Below are 17,779 nucleotides of genomic sequence, written 5' to 3' on the forward strand. Positions count from 1 at the left end.
GGAATCTTAGGCATGGTTGATACCCCTTTTCAACAGCCTCAAGCACTGAATGTACGTCAAAACCGTGCGTTAGCTCTTGCGGGCGTTTTTCAGGCCGCACAACTAACGCATATGACTGCAATGACAGGCCAACAAAGTATCGGTGAAAGTGGCAACTTTTACTTTGAACAATTAATCAAAGCTTGTCTAAATATACGTCCGACGATGAATTCCAGTATGCAAACATTGGATTTCTTTAATCAGCTTGCAGATATTTCATTGGGCTTAAAAACGCTGGAAAGTAGTATTACCCAGCCTTTTAGTAGCGCGCCTAAATCCCGCCTGCCTAAACTTTCAAATGCCAAGCTGCCCATGACTTATGCAATGGCGCTACTGCAACTTGAAAAGAAAGTTTATAGAAATCCAGAATATGTTGAAATTATTGAAAAATCGCAGCAAAAAATACTAAAACAACTGTCATTTTTTGATAACAACTATTTACATCCAAGTATTATTGCCAATCTTGCCCAAACCTATGTCGAAACAGCGGGTCAAATTAATCCGCGTATTATGGTTCGTGGTAATGCCGAAGCATTTAAAGATAGTCATCATACCAACCGTATCCGCGCCTGTCTGTTTACTGGACTGCAAATGGCACATTTATGGCGCCAACTGGGGGGTAGCTCATGGAATATGATTTTTAGCAAACGTAAATTGCTTCAAGACATTCAAACTCTCGCTCGTTTACAGTATCAAATGGTGGAACTTTGATACGATAACGGGTTTCGTTTTATATTCATTCCAAAATTTAAGGGATCCTTATGAACGCGTTAACCGCACTCTCGCCACTTGATGGACGTTATGCTAGCAAATGTGATGCTTTACGTCCTTTTCTTTCTGAGTTTGGTTTAATTCATGCTCGTGTGACCGTTGAAGTGCGTTGGTTACAAGCGCTTGCTAACCATCCAGAAATCATTGAAGTCGCGCCATTTTCAACTGAAACCAATGCCGCTCTAGATGCGATTGTCAGCAATTTCTCTGAAAATGATGCGAATCGTATTAAAGAAATTGAACGTACTACAAATCATGATGTAAAAGCAGTTGAATATTTTCTGAAAGAAAAAATTGCAGGAATTGATGAACTTAAAAATGCAGGTGAATTTATTCACTTTGCCTGTACATCAGAAGACATTAATAACTTGTCGCATGCGTTAATGCTTAAAAATGGTCGAGACGTTTTAGTTGCAAGTATGAAGCAAATCTTAAATGCGATTGCAGCTCTAGCTACCACACATGCTGAACAACCTATGTTATCTCGTACACATGGTCAAACAGCAAGCCCAACCACATTGGGTAAAGAGATGGCAAATGTTGCCTATCGCTTGGCACGTCAAATCAAGCAGTTTGAAAATGTAGAATTACTGGGCAAGATCAACGGTGCTGTAGGTAATTACAATGCACATTTCTCAGCTTATCCTGAAATTGACTGGGCAGCACATTCACAAGCATTTGTTGAATCTTTAGGTTTAGCTTTTAACCCATACACCACACAAATTGAGCCACATGATTATATGGCTGAATTGTTTGATGCATTACGCCGTTATAATACCATTTTGATTGATTTTAACCGTGATGTTTGGGGTTATATCTCTTTGGGTTATTTCAAACAAAAATTAAAAGATGGCGAAGTGGGTTCTTCAACCATGCCACATAAAGTTAACCCGATTGATTTTGAAAACTCTGAAGGAAATTTAGGTATTGCTAATGCAGTATTGGCTCACTTAGGTGAAAAACTTCCAATTTCTCGCTGGCAACGTGACTTAACTGACTCAACTGTATTGCGTAATATGGGTGTTGGTTTTGCTCAAAGCTTGATTGCTTTCGATGCTTGTTTAAAAGGTGTAGGTAAACTTGAACTGAATGCTAATCGATTAAATGAAGATTTAAATCAAGCTCAAGAAGTTCTGGCCGAACCAATTCAAACAGTGATGCGTCGTTATAATGTTGAACAACCATACGAAAAATTAAAAGCATTGACTCGTGGACAAGCCATGACTCGTGACATGATGGTGAATTTCGTAAATGGTGATGAACTTGCACAAGTTCCAGCTGATGAACGGTCACGTCTTGCTGAACTTACGCCTGCAACATATATAGGTAATGCAGCAGAGCAAGCCAAACAAATCAATGATTTAATTAATAAGCTTTAAATAATATTAATTAAAGTGAAGCGGAATCATTTTGAATGATTCCGCTTTTTTAATGCGTACTATTAAAAGATTAGTTTCGAGTTACGATGGGAAATATACCATTTGCTTTATCAAACAAAGAAAAAAACTTTCTTAAACTCATGCGGCTTCCTTGTATTTGAGTATCTTTAGAAAACATAAGATCTAGTGCGCCACTCTGCCCTGTCATCATATTCAAAAAGAAGGGTTTGGTCAGCGTGAGAGTTACAGCAGCATCTGTTGTAGGTTGCTTAACTTCCTTAAAGTTCATAACCGCATTATTGACTTTAATTTCATATATTTGATTTAAATCAGAGAAAACTAAATTTAATGTCAAATTTACATTTTCAGCACGATTTGCATTTAAGCTAGCTGCCATCGACTCCAAAAAACGCTCAACTGGCGTATGTTGCAACATATCCAATAATATAACCGGCGTCACTCCTGTTTTTGGAGTACCATTTTTTAGTTCCTGAGCGCCTGTTAAATAGAAATTTCGCCATGTAGATGCTTCTGACATATAGCCCAATTGACTAAATGTTTTGATCTGCAAGTCCTTAGCCTGCTGATTATTTGGATTCGCATATATAACATGTTTTAGCAGTTCAGCCCCCCAACGATAATTACCTTGATCATATGCTTGTTGTGCCGTTGCAATCATCTTAGCTTCGCCACCCGCCAAATCCACATAGCCTTGTGCAGCTTGCTTAACGGGTAAATTATCCAGATTTGCTGGGTTAGCATCAAACCAGCCCATGTAGTATTGATACACTGCTCGTGCATTATGTTTAACCGTTCCATAATAACCGTGCACATTTAAATACTGATCGAGTTGATGTGGTAATTTAATATTGTCGGATATTTCACTTCCAGTCATACCCGCATTAATCATACGTACAGTTTGATCATGGATGTATTTGTAACTATCTCGCTGTACAGTAATAAATTGTTTGATATTATCATTTCCCCAAACAGGCCAATGATGCTGGGCAAAGAATACATCTGCGTCTTTTGCATGATCAAGTGCTTGATCGAGATAGCTCACCCATTTTAATGTATCCCGAACTTTTGCCCCTCTTAAAGTATACAAATTATGCAAAGTATGTGAGAGGATTTCAGCGCCACCATAGGCTTTTTGCTGCGGTAAATAAAACGTTAATTCTGCTGGTGCTTCAGAATTTGGAACATTATAAAAAATGAAATCAACCCCATCGACAGTCATCGGTTGACGTGGCTGAGTGATCAATACAGTTGGTTCAAGAATACCAATATGACCAAATGACACAGCTTTTCCTAAACCATTATCAACTAGACCCATTTCATTTCGAGGAAGTGAACGACCATACATATAGTTTGCGCGGCGCCCCATTGCAGGGCCAACCATTAAATTCTCACTGGTTGCTTCTTCCATAAAACCCACAGGTGCAATCACAGGAATGTTTTTTGATTTAACCTCTTGTTCAGATAAAACACCGAGCGCTCCACCAAAATGATCAACATGACTATGAGTAAATATAATGGCAGATACTGGCTGATTACCCAAATATTGACGAGCAAACTGCATAGCTGCAGTTGCTGTTTCTTTAGAAGTCAACGTATCCACCACAATCCAGCCTGTTTTCCCCTGAATTAATGTAATATTGGCTAAATCAAAACCACGAAGCTGCCAAATTCCATCACTGACTTTAAATAACCCAATTTGGTTATTTAAAATTGCCTGCTTCCATAAACTTGGGTTAACTGTATCTGGTGCATTTCCTTGCACAAAATCAAAACTGTCAAAATCCCAGACAATATTCCCCTGATCATCACTAATTTTTCCCGAAGGTTTGGCAATAAATCCTTTCATTGCATTTTTTATTTCTTGGGTATTATTTAAATCATAGGCTTGTGTGAAGTTTTTCTGATAATTCAGAGTAGTCTGTTCAACAGGAATACTGCCGGAGAAAGATACAGGTGCATACATAGAAAATAAAATCGAAATCACTAACGATTTATGATTTAAATTAAAATTTTTTATTTGCATTTATTTTTCATCCGTTGAATTTAAGTACATCTATATATTTAAGACAAGCATCCTCACAATTAAAAAATAATTTTTTAACACTTATGTGATGATTATCAAAATAAAAAAATCATTAAAATTTTGGCTTTGAATCCAAGTCATTCTGATCTGTTGACAACATTAATCCAATTAGATTAATGTTGTCAACAGACTTTAGATCTGAAGTGTAATCAGAAATGCAACATAGCGAAACCCAACTAAAACTGATGGAAGCGGCCATTCTTCTCTTTTCACAGAATGATGCAACTCGTCTTTCCGTTCAACAAATCAATGATTTAGCAGGAGTTTCAAATAAATCTGCATTGTATTATCACTTTAAATCTAAATGGGGACTGTTAGAAGCAGCATTGAGCTATGTATTGACACCCTATGCCAAACAAAGCTTAGAGGAACTTAATAAAATTTCAGAAGACCATATTGAACCTAACAGCATTGTAAAAGCTATGTACAGGCCAATGGTGGATATTTTATTGCAGGACAACGGGCTTCAATATCTCAAGTTTTTTTCTCGAATGATTAGTACTGGAGAAGAAGGACGGAAAATGATTGCAAAAGAATTATCACCTATTGCAAAAAAGGCAACTCAACTTCTGTCTCAGGCATTTCCGGAAGCCAGTAAAGATGCCATTGATTTAAAAGTCTTATTTACTTTTAACATTATTTTAAATGTCATTAGTGATGTAGGACTAGAGCAATATTGGGCTACAGATATTAAAGATCGTAAATTAATATCAAAATACCTGATTGATTATATTGAAGGAGGAATCACATTTAAAATAGATTCACAGTATTAAAAAGCCAAACTATTTTAATTTTATTTATAAGCGCCTTTATAGAATATATAAAATTATTCAGGTACTGATTAAAGTATAGAGAATGGATTCAAAATATGAAAATTTTAAATCGTACTTTAGTGATAGCACTTTCAAGTACATGCTTCCTCACGGCTTGTCACGATGACGATGATAATGAGGTGGTACAAATCACTCCACCACCAGCGTTAACTGACTGTATGTGGCATGATGGAGTAACCAGTAAATCGCATACTGGCGAAGATGCAATGAATTTTGCCTATCCTGATACCAATGTAAATTATTACACTAGCCAATTTAGTATTCCAGACGGTGCAAGAGTATTTGTCGATGGTGACTTCCCCTATTCTCGCCATATGTCTTTGGTAAGCTATGAATCAAATGGAACGCGTGTCAATTCACTATTAGATGCGGAGATTCAGCCAAATACTGGAGTTACCAACCCATTCGTGGTTGGCAATAAGCGCTTAGAAAAAGAACGTGGCTATTCAACAGAAATTAAAATTGGAAATTTACCCGCAAAGCCTGAGAAAAATACATTATATGCACCCCCAACAAATGATAATTCTTTAGTCATTTGGTATCGCGTTTATGTTCCAAATGAAGGTTACGATAATAAAGGTGGCGTCGAGTTTCCACATTTTAGAGTAGTCACTAAAGAAGGAAAGGAAATTAAAGGTCAAGAGGTCTGTCAGTTCCTAAATGTTAAAGATAAACCTGTCCAAAATTATAATGCTTTTTCAGGGGACATCGTCCAAAAAGCATTTTCTAGACAATTATACCCTGGCTTCCCAGCACAACTAATCCCAACATGGTATGCTGCGCGTAATGGAACAGCCAATGCCCAATGTGCTTATAAGATTGGTATAGAAAAATGTGAAGGATTAACTCCTGAACGTAAACTCAATTTTTGGGCAACTCCCGACAATGAATATGTATTCGCTACCACTAGTCGAAGAATAGGCAAGGTACTGCTATTAAATGGTAAATTACCAAAAATTGCTTCAACTCAAAATAACGAAGCCATTCTAGGGGCAGGTGATCTTCGCTATATGTCGATTTGTACCAACGAAATTACATCTACAGCGACCAATTATTGCTTATATGATGGTGATCTAAGTAAAAATCTGGATGCTGAAGGTAAATATAAAATCATTGTTTCTTTGCCTGAAGATCGACCAAAAAATGCAACTGAAGAGTGTGGTTATAAGTTCTTAGCATTATCTCCACGCGGCAGTGGTCTCAAGAGTCCAGTGGGTGAGGATTATGGTCATGAAGACTTTGGGTTGTTAATTATGAGAAATTTACTGCCATATCCAGGCTTTAATCAAGCAGTTCAAAATACTGTGACTTGGGGTGATGAAAAGTCAATTATGGGTGATTATCTACCAACGATTCAGTATTTAGATCAAAATACTATCGATAATCTAGAATGTAAGCGTTAACTCTATATAAAAGCCTACTTCAAATTGAAGTAGGCTTTTATTTTGCTCGTGATTTTATCGATAAATTTTCAAATTAAAGCTTAGGATCACGTATCTGAACCAAATGATTATTTGCATTAACCAAGCTTTCAACAACTTTATTCATGACTGCGGGAATCAAATTATCTGCAAGTTGTGCCGCTTGAAGACCCAATTTTTCACCCAACGTTGGGCGTTTACGTGTAGTAATAACATAGACATCGTGTTGAGGTAATAAACCCAAAAGATATTCATCAGAAGTTTGCAATTTATCGACCAGATTTAAATCCAGTGCATCCTGACCATACCAGTGTTCACCAGTTGCTACTTTTTCAACATTCAGTTGTGGACGGTATTTCTCTACAAAATGCTTGAAAAGCGCATGGGTTTGTTGCAACTCTTCTTCAAATTTGGCTTTACCTTCAGGCGTATTTTCGCCAAACATCGTCACTGTACGCTTATATTCCCCTGCCGTATACAATTCAAAATCAACATTATGTTGCTTGAGCAAACGGTTAAAGTTTGGTACCTGAGCTACAACTCCAATTGATCCCAAAATTGCAAAAGGTGCAGAAATAATTTCACTGCCAATGCAGGCCATCATGTAGCCGCCACTCGCAGCAACTTTATCGACGATAATCGTGACATGAAAACCAGCATCGCGTAAACGAACCAGTTGTGCTGCTGCCAGACCGTAGCCATGTACCATACCGCCTGGACTTTCCAAACGTACCACAACGCGATCTTTTCCGGCTTTAGCAGTAGCAAGAATTAATGTAATTTCTTCACGTAATTGTTCAACAGCTGATGCCTGAATATCGCCCTTAAAATCAAGCACAAAGATTTTCTGGTTATTTTTTTTACGAACACGAGCTTCTTTTGCTATTTGCTGAGTTAATTGTAATAGCTCAAATTTCGACGCCGTGGTTTGTGCAATTTTTTTGCGCTGCTCATTCACACGTGCATTGAGGTGACTAACACGAATTTCAGCGGGCAATTTTGGTAAATGAAATAGCATGAGCTGTTTTTTCTCTAGAGTTCCTGATTATGTTCAAAAGATGAGGGCTAAACACCTAAATTTCAATATGACTTTTGAAAACAAGATGATATATGGCTTATTTTTTTCAATAAAAAAGCACCCGAAGGTGCTTTAAAACGTACTGAGAATTAACCAAAACGACCAGTAATATAAGCTTCTGTAAGCTGATGATCGGGCTGAGTAAATACTTTCTCAGTTGAGTTGACTTCGATCAAGTCGCCTAAATGGAAATACGCCGTACGGTCAGAAACACGAGCAGCCTGTTGCATAGAGTGCGTTACAATCGCAATGGTGTACTGGGTTGAAAGTTCTGAAATTAACTCTTCTACTTTTGCTGTTGCAATTGGATCGAGTGCCGAACATGGTTCATCCATCAAAATCACTTCTGGACTTACCGCAATGGTACGTGCAATACATAAGCGTTGTTGCTGACCACCAGATAGACCTGTACCAGGTTGATTCAAACGGTCTTTGACTTCTTCCCAAAGTCCAGCTTTACGTAAACTATTTTCAACGATCTCTTCCAGATCATATTTATCACGTGCTAAACCATGAAGTTTCGGACCATAGGCAACATTGTCAAAAATTGATTTTGGAAATGGATTTGGCTTTTGGAACACCATACCAACTTGTGCACGTAACAATACCACGTCCAGATTCGGATCATAGATATCATGATTATCCAGTAAAACTTTACCAGTTACACGACAGCTATCAATCGTATCATTCATCCGATTTAGTGTGCGTAGAAAAGTTGATTTACCACAACCAGAAGGCCCAATAAAAGCAATCACTTCATTTTCATAAATGCTAATGTCGATGCCTTTAATGGCTTCACTGTCACCATAATAGACATGTACATCATTGGCACTTAATTTAACTTTTTGCTTAGTTTCTTTTTTCGGACTCGCTTGAGTATCAAACTGCGAGACAAATGAAGTCTGACGTTTTTGTTCAGTTTCAGCAGTGGTAAATTGCTTTTGATCAGAAGTCACTGTTTTATCCTTTTCTAAGGCATTTGTTGTATCAATAGTATTCATCATCTCACCTTCTATTACCAACGCACTTCGAATTTTTTACGTAACCAAATTGCGAGGCTATTTAAACCAATCATCATTGCCAGTAATACAATAATGGCTGCTGCGGTACGTCCTTCAAAGAAGTTACGTAGTTCATTGCCTTGCCACAAGAAAATCTGTACAGGCAAAGCGGTTGATTGATCAAGTGGGCTGGTCGGTATACTTGCCACGAAAGCACTCATACCAATTAAAAGTAACGGCGCAGTTTCACCTAAAGCCTGAGCTACACCAATAATTGCACCCGTTAAAATTCCCGGTAAAGCCAATGGTAATACATGATGAAAGACCACCTGCACACGTGAAGCACCCAAACCTAAAGCAGCCTGACGAATCGACGGTGGAACCGCTTTTAATGCGGCTCGAGTGGTAATAATCACTGTCGGTAAAGTCATTAAACTTAGGACCAAACCGCCCACTAATGGCGCAGAAAGTGGTAAATGCATCCAGTTAATAAAGATCGCAGCCCCTAATAAACCAAACACAATTGATGGAACCGCAGCCAAATTGTTAATATTGACTTCAATAACATCGGTAATGATATTTTGTTTAGCAAACTCTTCCAGATATACCGCACTGGCAACACCAATTGGAATCGAGATAAAGATCACAATCAGCATCATGAACAGTGAGCCCATGAATGCCCCAGCTAAACCACTGGTCGCTGGTGAACTACGTGAGTCTGGATTGGTAAAAATATTGGTATTGAATGAATGAGTAAGGATACCATTCTTATCTAATTGATCAGCTAATTGACGTACTTCTAGACTCAGTTGCTGTTGATCATCTGGCAAACTGCGATCAATTTTACCTGTTAGCCAGACATCTATATTTGCATCTGCCAGAAACTTGAGGTCTTCACGTTTACCGATCAGTGAAGGATCTTTAAACACCATATCACGTAAACGATACGACTCGGAACTGGTATATAAACTACTTAAATCATCGCGTTTTGAGGCTAAAGCGGGATCTTTAGCAATCAAACCATTAATAATTAATGCATCCCAATCCACCATGCCCATTTTTGTTTGCCATTCTATATAGCGTTCTTGAAAATGTGCTGGTGTTTCTCCCGCCGCCTGTACAGGTTTAGGCCCCGCATCAATCACTGTGGGATCAAAATAAACAGGAACTGTCATGCTGGTTTGCCAAAAAGCAGGTAAACCTTTTGCCAGAATACTGCCGAATAATAAGGCAACAAATAACAGACCAATAACAACCGCAGAAAAACCAAATAATCGAAAAGTTGTTTCTTTACGATGGCGTTTCGCCAAAGACTTTTGAATAGTGTTTTTACGTTTCTCGCGCAATTCCGCGGCAACTCGTGGATCAAAACTATTTTGATCTAAAGGTGTAGAAGTATTTGATGTACTCATTCGTATTGCTCGCGATATTTACGCACAATATAAAGTGCAACAATGTTAAGACCTAAAGTAATCACAAACAGCGTCAAACCTAAGGCGAATGCAACCAATGCCTGAGGACTTGCAAAATCTGTGTCACCCGTTAATTGGTTGACAATTGTCACTGTAACTGTAGAAACTGCTTCCAGTGGATTGACATGAAGTAAAGGACTATTCCCCGCTGCCAGTACCACGATCATGGTTTCACCAATAGCACGAGATGCCGCCAATAAGAATGCACCGATAATGCCGGGCAATGCTGCTGGAATCACCACTTGACGAATCGTTTCAGATTTGGTCGCCCCTAGCCCAAGCGAACCATCACGTAATGCGCGCGGAACTTGAGTAATAATGTCATCTGAAAGAGAGGATACGAATGGGATAATCATAATTCCCATAACAAAACCTGCAGTCAGTGCACTAGTCGCATTAATATTAATGCCAACCATTTCACCTGCCATTTTGAAAAATGGGCCAATAATCATCAGGGCAAATACGCCATAAACGATGGTTGGAATACCTGCCAAAATTTCAATAGCTGGTTTTGCCCATGAACGTAGCATTGGTGAGGCATATTCAGCCAGATAGATCGCAATCATCAAACCAATTGGCACTGAGACTAGCAATGCGATTCCACTTACCATAAGTGTGCCCCAGAGTAATGGTAATAAACCATAACTGCCTTCAGCACTACCAGACGTACTAAAGCCTGGATTCCACTCAGTTCCAAAGAAGAAATCGATTGGACTCACAAAAGAAAAGAATCTTAAGGCTTCGCTAAACATGGACATCACAATGCCAAGTGTCGTCAAAATTGCAACACCCGAACACAGTGCAAGCGTAATGTTAATAATCTTTTCGACTTTATTACGTGCACGGAAACTTTGCGCAACACGTTTTTTTGCGATCAGCAAGCCCACAATTGCAGCACAAAGCACCACCGCTAGTTTGGCATATGAACCAATAGTCTGAACTTTAGCCAGTTGCGCTGCCGCTGCCAGCTCGTAAGGCGCTGGTTGGTCAGTCACTCCAAAACCAGAAGCAATCGCTTTTACACGATTCATCAATACTTCAATACTTGCCTGATCCATACCCGCCAAAGTTGCTGCTGGCACCTGATCTAAAATGACATGTTTTAAAATATTTGGCTCAACCAAATTCCAAACAATCAAAATTAAAAAAGCAGGGATACCACACCATAACGCAACCAATGCTCCATAGTAGCCCGGTCGTGAATGTAATAATGCAGAGTTATTTCCCTTACCTGCTAGGCTGCGGCTTTTGCTCAACCCAATTTGATAAGCTATGGCGATGAGTGCCAATAGCACGCCAATCAATAGCAGATTCATGTAATCTCCACCGTTTTTTCAATTTTCATTCTTTGAAAAAACCCAGTTAAACATCTTGCTAGACAAAAAGCTGATGAAGGTGTTACACCATCATCAGCTCTCATTTTAAATCTATTATTTAACAGATTTACCTGCTTTAAAGTCTGCCAGTACTTTTGCACGCTCTGAATCAGACATTGAAATTAAACCAGCTTTCTCAAGCTTAGAACCTTTACCTGAAGTCTTTTTATTCAGGAAAAATTCTACGTATTGAGGTAAACCTTTAATTGATTTCACATGCTCGCCTTTTACATAAAAGAATAAAGGACGAGATACAGGATAGCTACCATTCAAAATGGTTTTTTCAGAAGGTGCTACATTATTGACTGTGGCTACACGAAGTTTGTCACGGTTTTGATCATAGAAACCTAAACCAAATACACCTACAGCACTTGGAGAAGTTTTCAAACGCGCTAGAGTTTCAGTATAGTCACCAGCAATTTCAATTACACGACCATCTTTACGGAAAGCAGAACATGCTTTTTTCTGTTCTTCTTTGTCTAATTTTTTGAAGTAATCATAAGCTTCACAGCCAGCTTCAACCATTTTTTCTTGGAATACTTCACGTGTACCATGGTTAGATGCAGGAACAACTAAAGTAATCGGTTCGTTTGGAAGTGATTTATCAATCTGGTTCCAACGTGTATATGGGTTTGGTACAAGCTGACCATTTGATGGTAATTTTTCAGCAAGTGCAGCAAAAACAAATGCAGGTTTTAATTTATAAGCAGCTTTACTTGAGTTTGAAGCAAATACAATACCGTCATAACCGATTTTGATTTCTTGTACTTGATTTACACCAGCTTTTTTACAAGCGGCTAATTCTGTATCTTTAATTTTACGTGATGCGTTTGCAATATCAATCGTGTTATCGCCAACACCCTGACAAAACTGTTTTAAACCGCCCGATGTACCACCAGAACCCACTACAGGTGTTTTAAACTGCGGGAAAGTATTACCAAACTCTTCTGCAACAATACTTGCATAAGGCAAAACAGTTGATGAACCAGCGATCTGAATCGTATCACGGGCTGCATTCGCAGTTGTCGCTACAGCGGCCCCAGAAACTGCAAGTGCAATGGCAAGTTGACGTGGATTTAAGCGCATGCTCTTCTCTCTTTATTTAGCGTAATGTGCGTACAGCACTTTATCAATCAGTGTTTGTACTTTGGATAACAGCATTTTGATTTTAAAATGTGACAATTCAGTGACATCTTGATGACGCTTTTATGATAATTCATGCCTAAACTTTGATTTTTATAAAATTCTTTTAATTTCAATATGTAACTTCAATTTTCAATACAGGCTTTGTATTTTTATTTATCATTTAAAATGTAATATTTCATTGTATTGTCATAAAAAAGGCCACCGAAGTGACCTTTTATACTACGAATATCTAGTCAATCGCTGGAGTATATGTTCCAGCCACGATTTCATCTTTAATTCGATCACTTTCAGCAAGAACCATTGCCAACAAGTTCTTCACATTTTCCAATGTTGCTACAGGACTAAGCGTGGTCATTTTTAAAGACTGCACTGCACCAACTTTGGTTACACCAATATTGGCATCTCCACGCGCAAATAATTCATCTGCTACGTTTTGATTTAGACTATCAATAAATTCAGCAGGGTAATCTTTGGGTACAACACGGAACAAGACCGAAGCGAACTGTGGTTCCACTAGAAGCTCAAGCTCATCCGTTGCTTTAATATAATCAGCAACTTCACGAGTTAGCGTCACGCCGTGATCAATCATGGAACCATAAAGCTCCTCACCCAATGCTTCCACAGTCATCCAGAGCTTTAAGGCATCAAAACGACGTGTAGTTTGCAATGATTTAGAGACGAGATTTGGTACACCGTGTTCTTCATCATAGGCAGAATTCAAATATTCTGCTTCATAATGCATAAAGCGATAATTCGCCTCATCTTTCAATAAGAAAGCACCACAGCTAATGCTTTGGAAATAATGCTTATGGAAGTCCAATGTGATCGAGTCTGATAATTCTATGCCATCCAACATATCACGATGGGCATTAGATAAAATCAATGCTCCACCCCAAGCTGCATCAATATGCATCCATGCACCATATTTATTGGTGATTTCACGGATTTTTTTGAGGGGATCAATCGCACCAGCATCAGTCGTACCTGCAGTTGCCACCACACATGCAACAATTTTGCCTTCAGCTTGTAAATGTGCCATCGTTTTTTCAAGCGCATTGACATCCATTTGTGCATTTTCGTTCACAGGAACGGTCACAACTGACTGAAAACCCATCCCCATCATCGCCATGTTCTTTTGCACAGAGAAATGTGCATTTTCAGAACAAATTACTTTGACGTTTTTCATAGCATCTGCGGGGATACCATCACGCTGAACAGACCAAGGCTGACCGTTTTCATCTTTCCAGTTTTTGGACATACAGCAATCACGTGCCAGAAGAACACCCATCAAATTAGACTGTGTACCCCCTGAGGTAAATACACCCGCCTGACCTGATCCATAGCCAACTTTTTGACGTAACCAGTCAATCAATTGCACTTCCATTAACGAACCCGCAGGACTTTGATCCCATGAATCCATCGACTGGTTAGTTGCATTAATTAACACTTCTGCGATCTGGCTAGTCACCATTGTTGGACAATGCAAATGCGCAAGTGAATAAGGATGATGGACCTTTAAGCTTTTATTGAGAAATAATTCAACCATTCGGCTCAAAGACTGGTGTAAGCCCATCCCTTCTTTAGACGGGTTAAAAGAAATTGCTGAACGCAATTCTTTAATGCTGCCACCCGTATACATTTTGTCATTTTGCAACCATGCAGCGACGGCTTTTACCGCCTCATCCATTGCTGACTGGTAGTCAGCAATGGATGCAGCATCATTGCAGAGTAAAGCTTTACGATGTTCTGCAAAATCAACCATGTGTATTAGCCCCGAACTGCTTTAAGTGCTTCACCCATTGCTTTCTTGAAGCGTGCAATCACTTCGACACATTCATCATGACTAATGATAAGTGGGCAAAGGAGACGGATCACTGTACCGTTACGACCACCTTTTTCAAGCAAGAGTTTATTGTTGAAACAAGCAGTTTGAATAGCAGCCGCCAATTGAGCATCGGCAGGACGTGAACCAATACGATCTACAGGTTTACGTTCATCTACAATCTCGACACCGATCATAAGACCACGACCACGTACGTTACCGATACATGGGAATTCTTGAGCCAGTTTTTTCAACTCAGCTTGTAGATAATCACCACGCTCCTGCGCATTTTGAGCCAGATTTTGTTCTTTAATGGTATTTAAAACCACTAAACCTGTACCCATTGCCAATTGGTTACCACGGAACGTACCAGTATGACCAGCAGGTTGCCAAGCATCAAATTTACGTTTAATACCAAGCACAGCAAGTGGTAAACCACCACCTACAGCTTTTGACATGACTACCACGTCGGGTTCAATCCCTGCGTGTTCAAATGCAAACATTTTGCCTGAACGTGCAAAGCCAGCCTGCACTTCGTCGAGAATTAAAACAATGTTGTGCTTTTCAGTCACTTCACGAATTTTTTGCAACCATTTTACTGGCGCAGTCACGACTCCACCTTCACCTTGAATCGCTTCAAGAATTACGGCAGCAGGTTTAGTGACACCGCTTTCAACATCTTCAATTAAATTTTCAAAATAATAAGTTAATGCATCAACACCTGCTTCACCGCCAAGCCCTAATGGACAACGGTACTCATGCGGATATGGCATAAACTGTACGCCTGGCATTAAATTATTCACAGCATTTTTAGCGCTAAGGTTACCTGTCATTGCAAGAGAACCATGCGTCATACCATGATAACCGCCTGAAAAACTAATGACTGAACTGCGCCCAGTATAAGTTTTGGCAAGTTTAATCGCAGCCTCGGTCGCATCTGCACCAGATGGACCACAGAACTGCAAGCAATACTCTTCCTGACCACCTGGCAAGTAAGATAATAATGCTTCAGTAAATGCATCTTTCAAAGGAGTTGTTAAATCTAAAGTATGCAAAGGTAGACCGCTTGCTAACGTGTCCTGAATACTTTGAATCACCGCAGGATGATTGTGGCCTAAAGCCAGTGTCCCCGCCCCCGCTAAACAGTCGAGATATTGTGTACCTTCAACGTCTGTAACCCAGCAGCCTTGCGCTTTGGCAATAGCTAACGGTAATTTACGCGGATAACTACGAACATTCGATTCCATCTGACTTTGGCGAGTCAAGTAGTATTCGTTAGTTGAATGGGTGGCAGGATTTACGGAATTAACGCTCATATCGAATTACCATCTCTGATATGGGTTGAAAGAAATAAGTCTGGTGACTTGCGGTCCTTTGACTCGGTGCTTGTAGGATTCTAGTTAGGCAACATTTGCTTTCTTATCACTAGGAGGGCGATGATACCCTTTTTTGTATAAAAATAAAGACCTTTTGATCTATAATTTTACTCAACCAGATTAAAAAAAATAAATGCCTAACTCCTTGAACAATTTATAATCATACTATGTGACAAGCGAAAGAAAATACGCTTTTTTTATTCATTTTTTTTCTTTCCTTAAATTTATCGTTTATTTTTCTATATAAAAATATTAACCGGCTGATTTTTAATGTTTTAGATGTCAATATTTAGATTCTAATTGCATCTAAACTCTTACAAACTCTCCACAAAAGATTTTTAAGTTCTACACCACTCATCATTAAGATAGATTGAGATAAAAACAAGTTTTTATTTTAAATTCCAAGGAAACTTTATGCGTCATTTAATATTAAGCAGTCTACTACTTTCAGCTACCATCAGCCCTGCCGTATTTGCAGCAGAAAACGAATCCCTTAATTATAATGTCGTTAATGTACAAGCTGAAGCCTCACGTCAGGTCTCTAATGATGAAATGCATGCCACACTTTATATTGAAAAGAGCAACAAACAGCCCGCTGCACTTGCAACACAAATTAATCAACTCATGAATGAAGCAATGTCTTTATCACGTAAATACCCACAAGTAAAAGTTGAAACAGGCGCTCAAAGCACTTATCCAGTTTACGATAATGACAGCCGAAAATTGAAGGAATGGCGTGGCCGCGCTGAAATTCGTCTTGAAAGTAAAGACTTTAAAGCTGCTAGCCAATTGATTAGCGAATTACAACAAAACTTCCAGACCCAATCGATTAACTTTACAGTCTCTGATGAACAGCGTAAAAAAGTTGAAAATGAACTCATGGTTGAAGCTTCAAAGAACTTTCAACAGCGGGCTCAAGTGATTGCGCAGGCATGGAATAAAAGTAGCTATAATCTCGTCAATTTAAATTTGAACACCAATAATTATTTCCCACAGCCCGTCATGATGCGCGCCAGCATGGCAAAATTTGCTACGGCGGAAGCAGCTCCTGCACAAGATGTTGCCGCAGGTGAGTCTAAAATTACCGTGAATGCAAATGGTGCCATTCAATTTAAGTAGAACTGTCGGAATGGGATTGACATTAAGAGAGTAGCTCTCGGTAGAGTGAGTGGCTGTTTATTTTATTAGTCAATCCAATTTCGATTTTAAATCCAACCATGCGACTAATAAAAAGCCGCCGATTAAACCTAAATGCTCAAAGAATGAATTAGCAGCCATAAAGCGTTGCTGTCCAAGAGGTAACTCCCAAAACTGCAGCGCAATAAACGTTGCCATGAGCGTAAATCCCCCTAATGCCAGTGCCCCTAACCAACGAAAAAAACCTAACAGAATCATGATGGAAGCAGCTAATTCCAGCATAATGACCAAGGTCGCAAATAAGGACGCTGGTGTTAACCCAAAATGATTCATTTCTGCAATTGCAGTTGGAAAATCGCTTAGTTTATTAAAACCACCTTGTAAATAGGCGGCGCATAATCCTAAATATGCAAGAAATGGAATTATTTGAGTTTTTAAAATTGGTTGTAAAGCAAGTGCGATATTTTGAGAGAAGTTTGACATCTTAAATCAGGCTTTATTTTGATGTTTTATTCTAACGTAATTATTATTTTAGAAAAGTAAGCTGGCAATGAGCAGGACTCTTTACAATCGCAACAAACGTCTTTACCCATTTAAAATTAAAATGATTTAAATTCATAAAAAATAATGCCTTATTTTTATTTTTTTGTTATTCAGCCTTCTTGTTTTCAGATATTGTCTATTATTACTAACCACAGTGTATTTAAATTAGATATAAAGCCCAACCCATCCTCAAGCTATTTTATTCTGGTTTTGATCACTACATAAAATGATAGCTGTATTTCAATAGTTCAAAAATGCAGCCAAATTTTCATTAGGCTGCA

At 38.8% G+C, this 17,779-nt stretch carries 14 protein-coding genes; 5 read left to right on the forward strand and 9 right to left on the reverse strand.

Translation table 11 applies throughout. The features are described 5' to 3' along the window. Positions 1-12: 12 nt before the first annotated feature. Both hflD and purB read left to right on the forward strand, forming a co-directional pair. Positions 13-750, forward strand: coding sequence for a high frequency lysogenization protein HflD (hflD, locus tag IAE20_RS04195; RefSeq protein WP_200481197.1), 738 nt, complete (start codon positions 13-15; stop codon positions 748-750). Positions 751-800: 50 nt separating this feature from the next. After that, positions 801-2,189, forward strand: a complete 1,389-nt coding sequence (purB, locus tag IAE20_RS04200) for an adenylosuccinate lyase (RefSeq protein ID WP_200459618.1) — start codon at positions 801-803, stop codon at positions 2,187-2,189. Between the two features lie 70 nt (positions 2,190-2,259). On the opposite strand, the gene IAE20_RS04205 is transcribed toward purB, so the two are convergent. Continuing rightward, a complete protein-coding gene (locus IAE20_RS04205) occupies positions 2,260-4,233 on the reverse strand; it encodes an alkyl/aryl-sulfatase (protein WP_200481198.1) in 1,974 nt (657 codons plus the stop codon). Positions 4,234-4,448: 215 nt separating this feature from the next. On the opposite strand from IAE20_RS04205, the gene IAE20_RS04210 reads away from it, so the two are divergent. Both IAE20_RS04210 and IAE20_RS04215 read left to right on the forward strand, forming a co-directional pair. Continuing rightward, complete coding sequence (locus IAE20_RS04210; protein WP_200459620.1) at positions 4,449-5,066, forward strand: TetR/AcrR family transcriptional regulator; 618 nt, start codon at positions 4,449-4,451, stop codon at positions 5,064-5,066. A 95-nt stretch (positions 5,067-5,161) separates the two neighbouring features. Further along, positions 5,162-6,529, forward strand: coding sequence for a hypothetical protein (locus IAE20_RS04215; RefSeq protein ID WP_200481199.1), 1,368 nt, complete (start codon positions 5,162-5,164; stop codon positions 6,527-6,529). A gap of 73 nt (positions 6,530-6,602) precedes the next feature. On the opposite strand, the gene sohB is transcribed toward IAE20_RS04215, so the two are convergent. The 7 genes from sohB to IAE20_RS04250 form a co-directional block, all read right to left on the reverse strand. Further along, entirely contained in the window at positions 6,603-7,565 is a 963-nt protein-coding gene (gene sohB, locus IAE20_RS04220; RefSeq protein WP_200459622.1) for a protease SohB, read from the reverse strand. 149 nt (positions 7,566-7,714) lie between these two features. Next, positions 7,715-8,629, reverse strand: coding sequence for a phosphate ABC transporter ATP-binding protein PstB (gene pstB / locus IAE20_RS04225; protein ID WP_413784480.1), 915 nt, complete (start codon positions 8,627-8,629; stop codon positions 7,715-7,717). A gap of 11 nt (positions 8,630-8,640) precedes the next feature. Then, complete coding sequence (pstA, locus tag IAE20_RS04230) at positions 8,641-10,038, reverse strand: phosphate ABC transporter permease PstA (protein ID WP_200481201.1); 1,398 nt, start codon at positions 10,036-10,038, stop codon at positions 8,641-8,643. Further along, positions 10,035-11,414 (reverse strand): phosphate ABC transporter permease subunit PstC, encoded by a 1,380-nt coding sequence (gene pstC, locus IAE20_RS04235; RefSeq protein ID WP_200459625.1) that lies wholly within the window; start codon positions 11,412-11,414, stop codon positions 10,035-10,037. The genes pstA and pstC overlap by 4 nt, the downstream gene beginning before the upstream one ends. 114 nt (positions 11,415-11,528) lie before the next feature. Continuing rightward, complete coding sequence (locus IAE20_RS04240) at positions 11,529-12,560, reverse strand: substrate-binding domain-containing protein (protein ID WP_200459626.1); 1,032 nt, start codon at positions 12,558-12,560, stop codon at positions 11,529-11,531. 289 nt (positions 12,561-12,849) lie between these two features. Then, the gene (locus IAE20_RS04245) at positions 12,850-14,382 is read right to left on the reverse strand and encodes a pyridoxal phosphate-dependent decarboxylase family protein (protein ID WP_200481202.1); all 1,533 of its coding nucleotides are present in this window, start codon (positions 14,380-14,382) and stop codon (positions 12,850-12,852) included. Between the two features lie 5 nt (positions 14,383-14,387). Further along, positions 14,388-15,758, reverse strand: coding sequence for a diaminobutyrate--2-oxoglutarate transaminase (locus tag IAE20_RS04250; protein WP_200459628.1), 1,371 nt, complete (start codon positions 15,756-15,758; stop codon positions 14,388-14,390). A gap of 474 nt (positions 15,759-16,232) precedes the next feature. Between IAE20_RS04250 and IAE20_RS04255 the strand changes: the two genes are divergently transcribed. Next, a complete protein-coding gene (locus IAE20_RS04255; RefSeq protein ID WP_200481203.1) occupies positions 16,233-16,937 on the forward strand; it encodes an SIMPL domain-containing protein in 705 nt (234 codons plus the stop codon). A 69-nt stretch (positions 16,938-17,006) separates the two neighbouring features. On the opposite strand, the gene IAE20_RS04260 is transcribed toward IAE20_RS04255, so the two are convergent. After that, entirely contained in the window at positions 17,007-17,438 is a 432-nt protein-coding gene (locus tag IAE20_RS04260) for a DoxX family protein (protein ID WP_200481204.1), read from the reverse strand. Positions 17,439-17,779: the final 341 nt, after the last annotated feature.

It is taken from the genome of Acinetobacter sp. S54, assembly GCF_016624945.1.
Taxonomy (GTDB): Bacteria; Pseudomonadota; Gammaproteobacteria; order Pseudomonadales; family Moraxellaceae; genus Acinetobacter.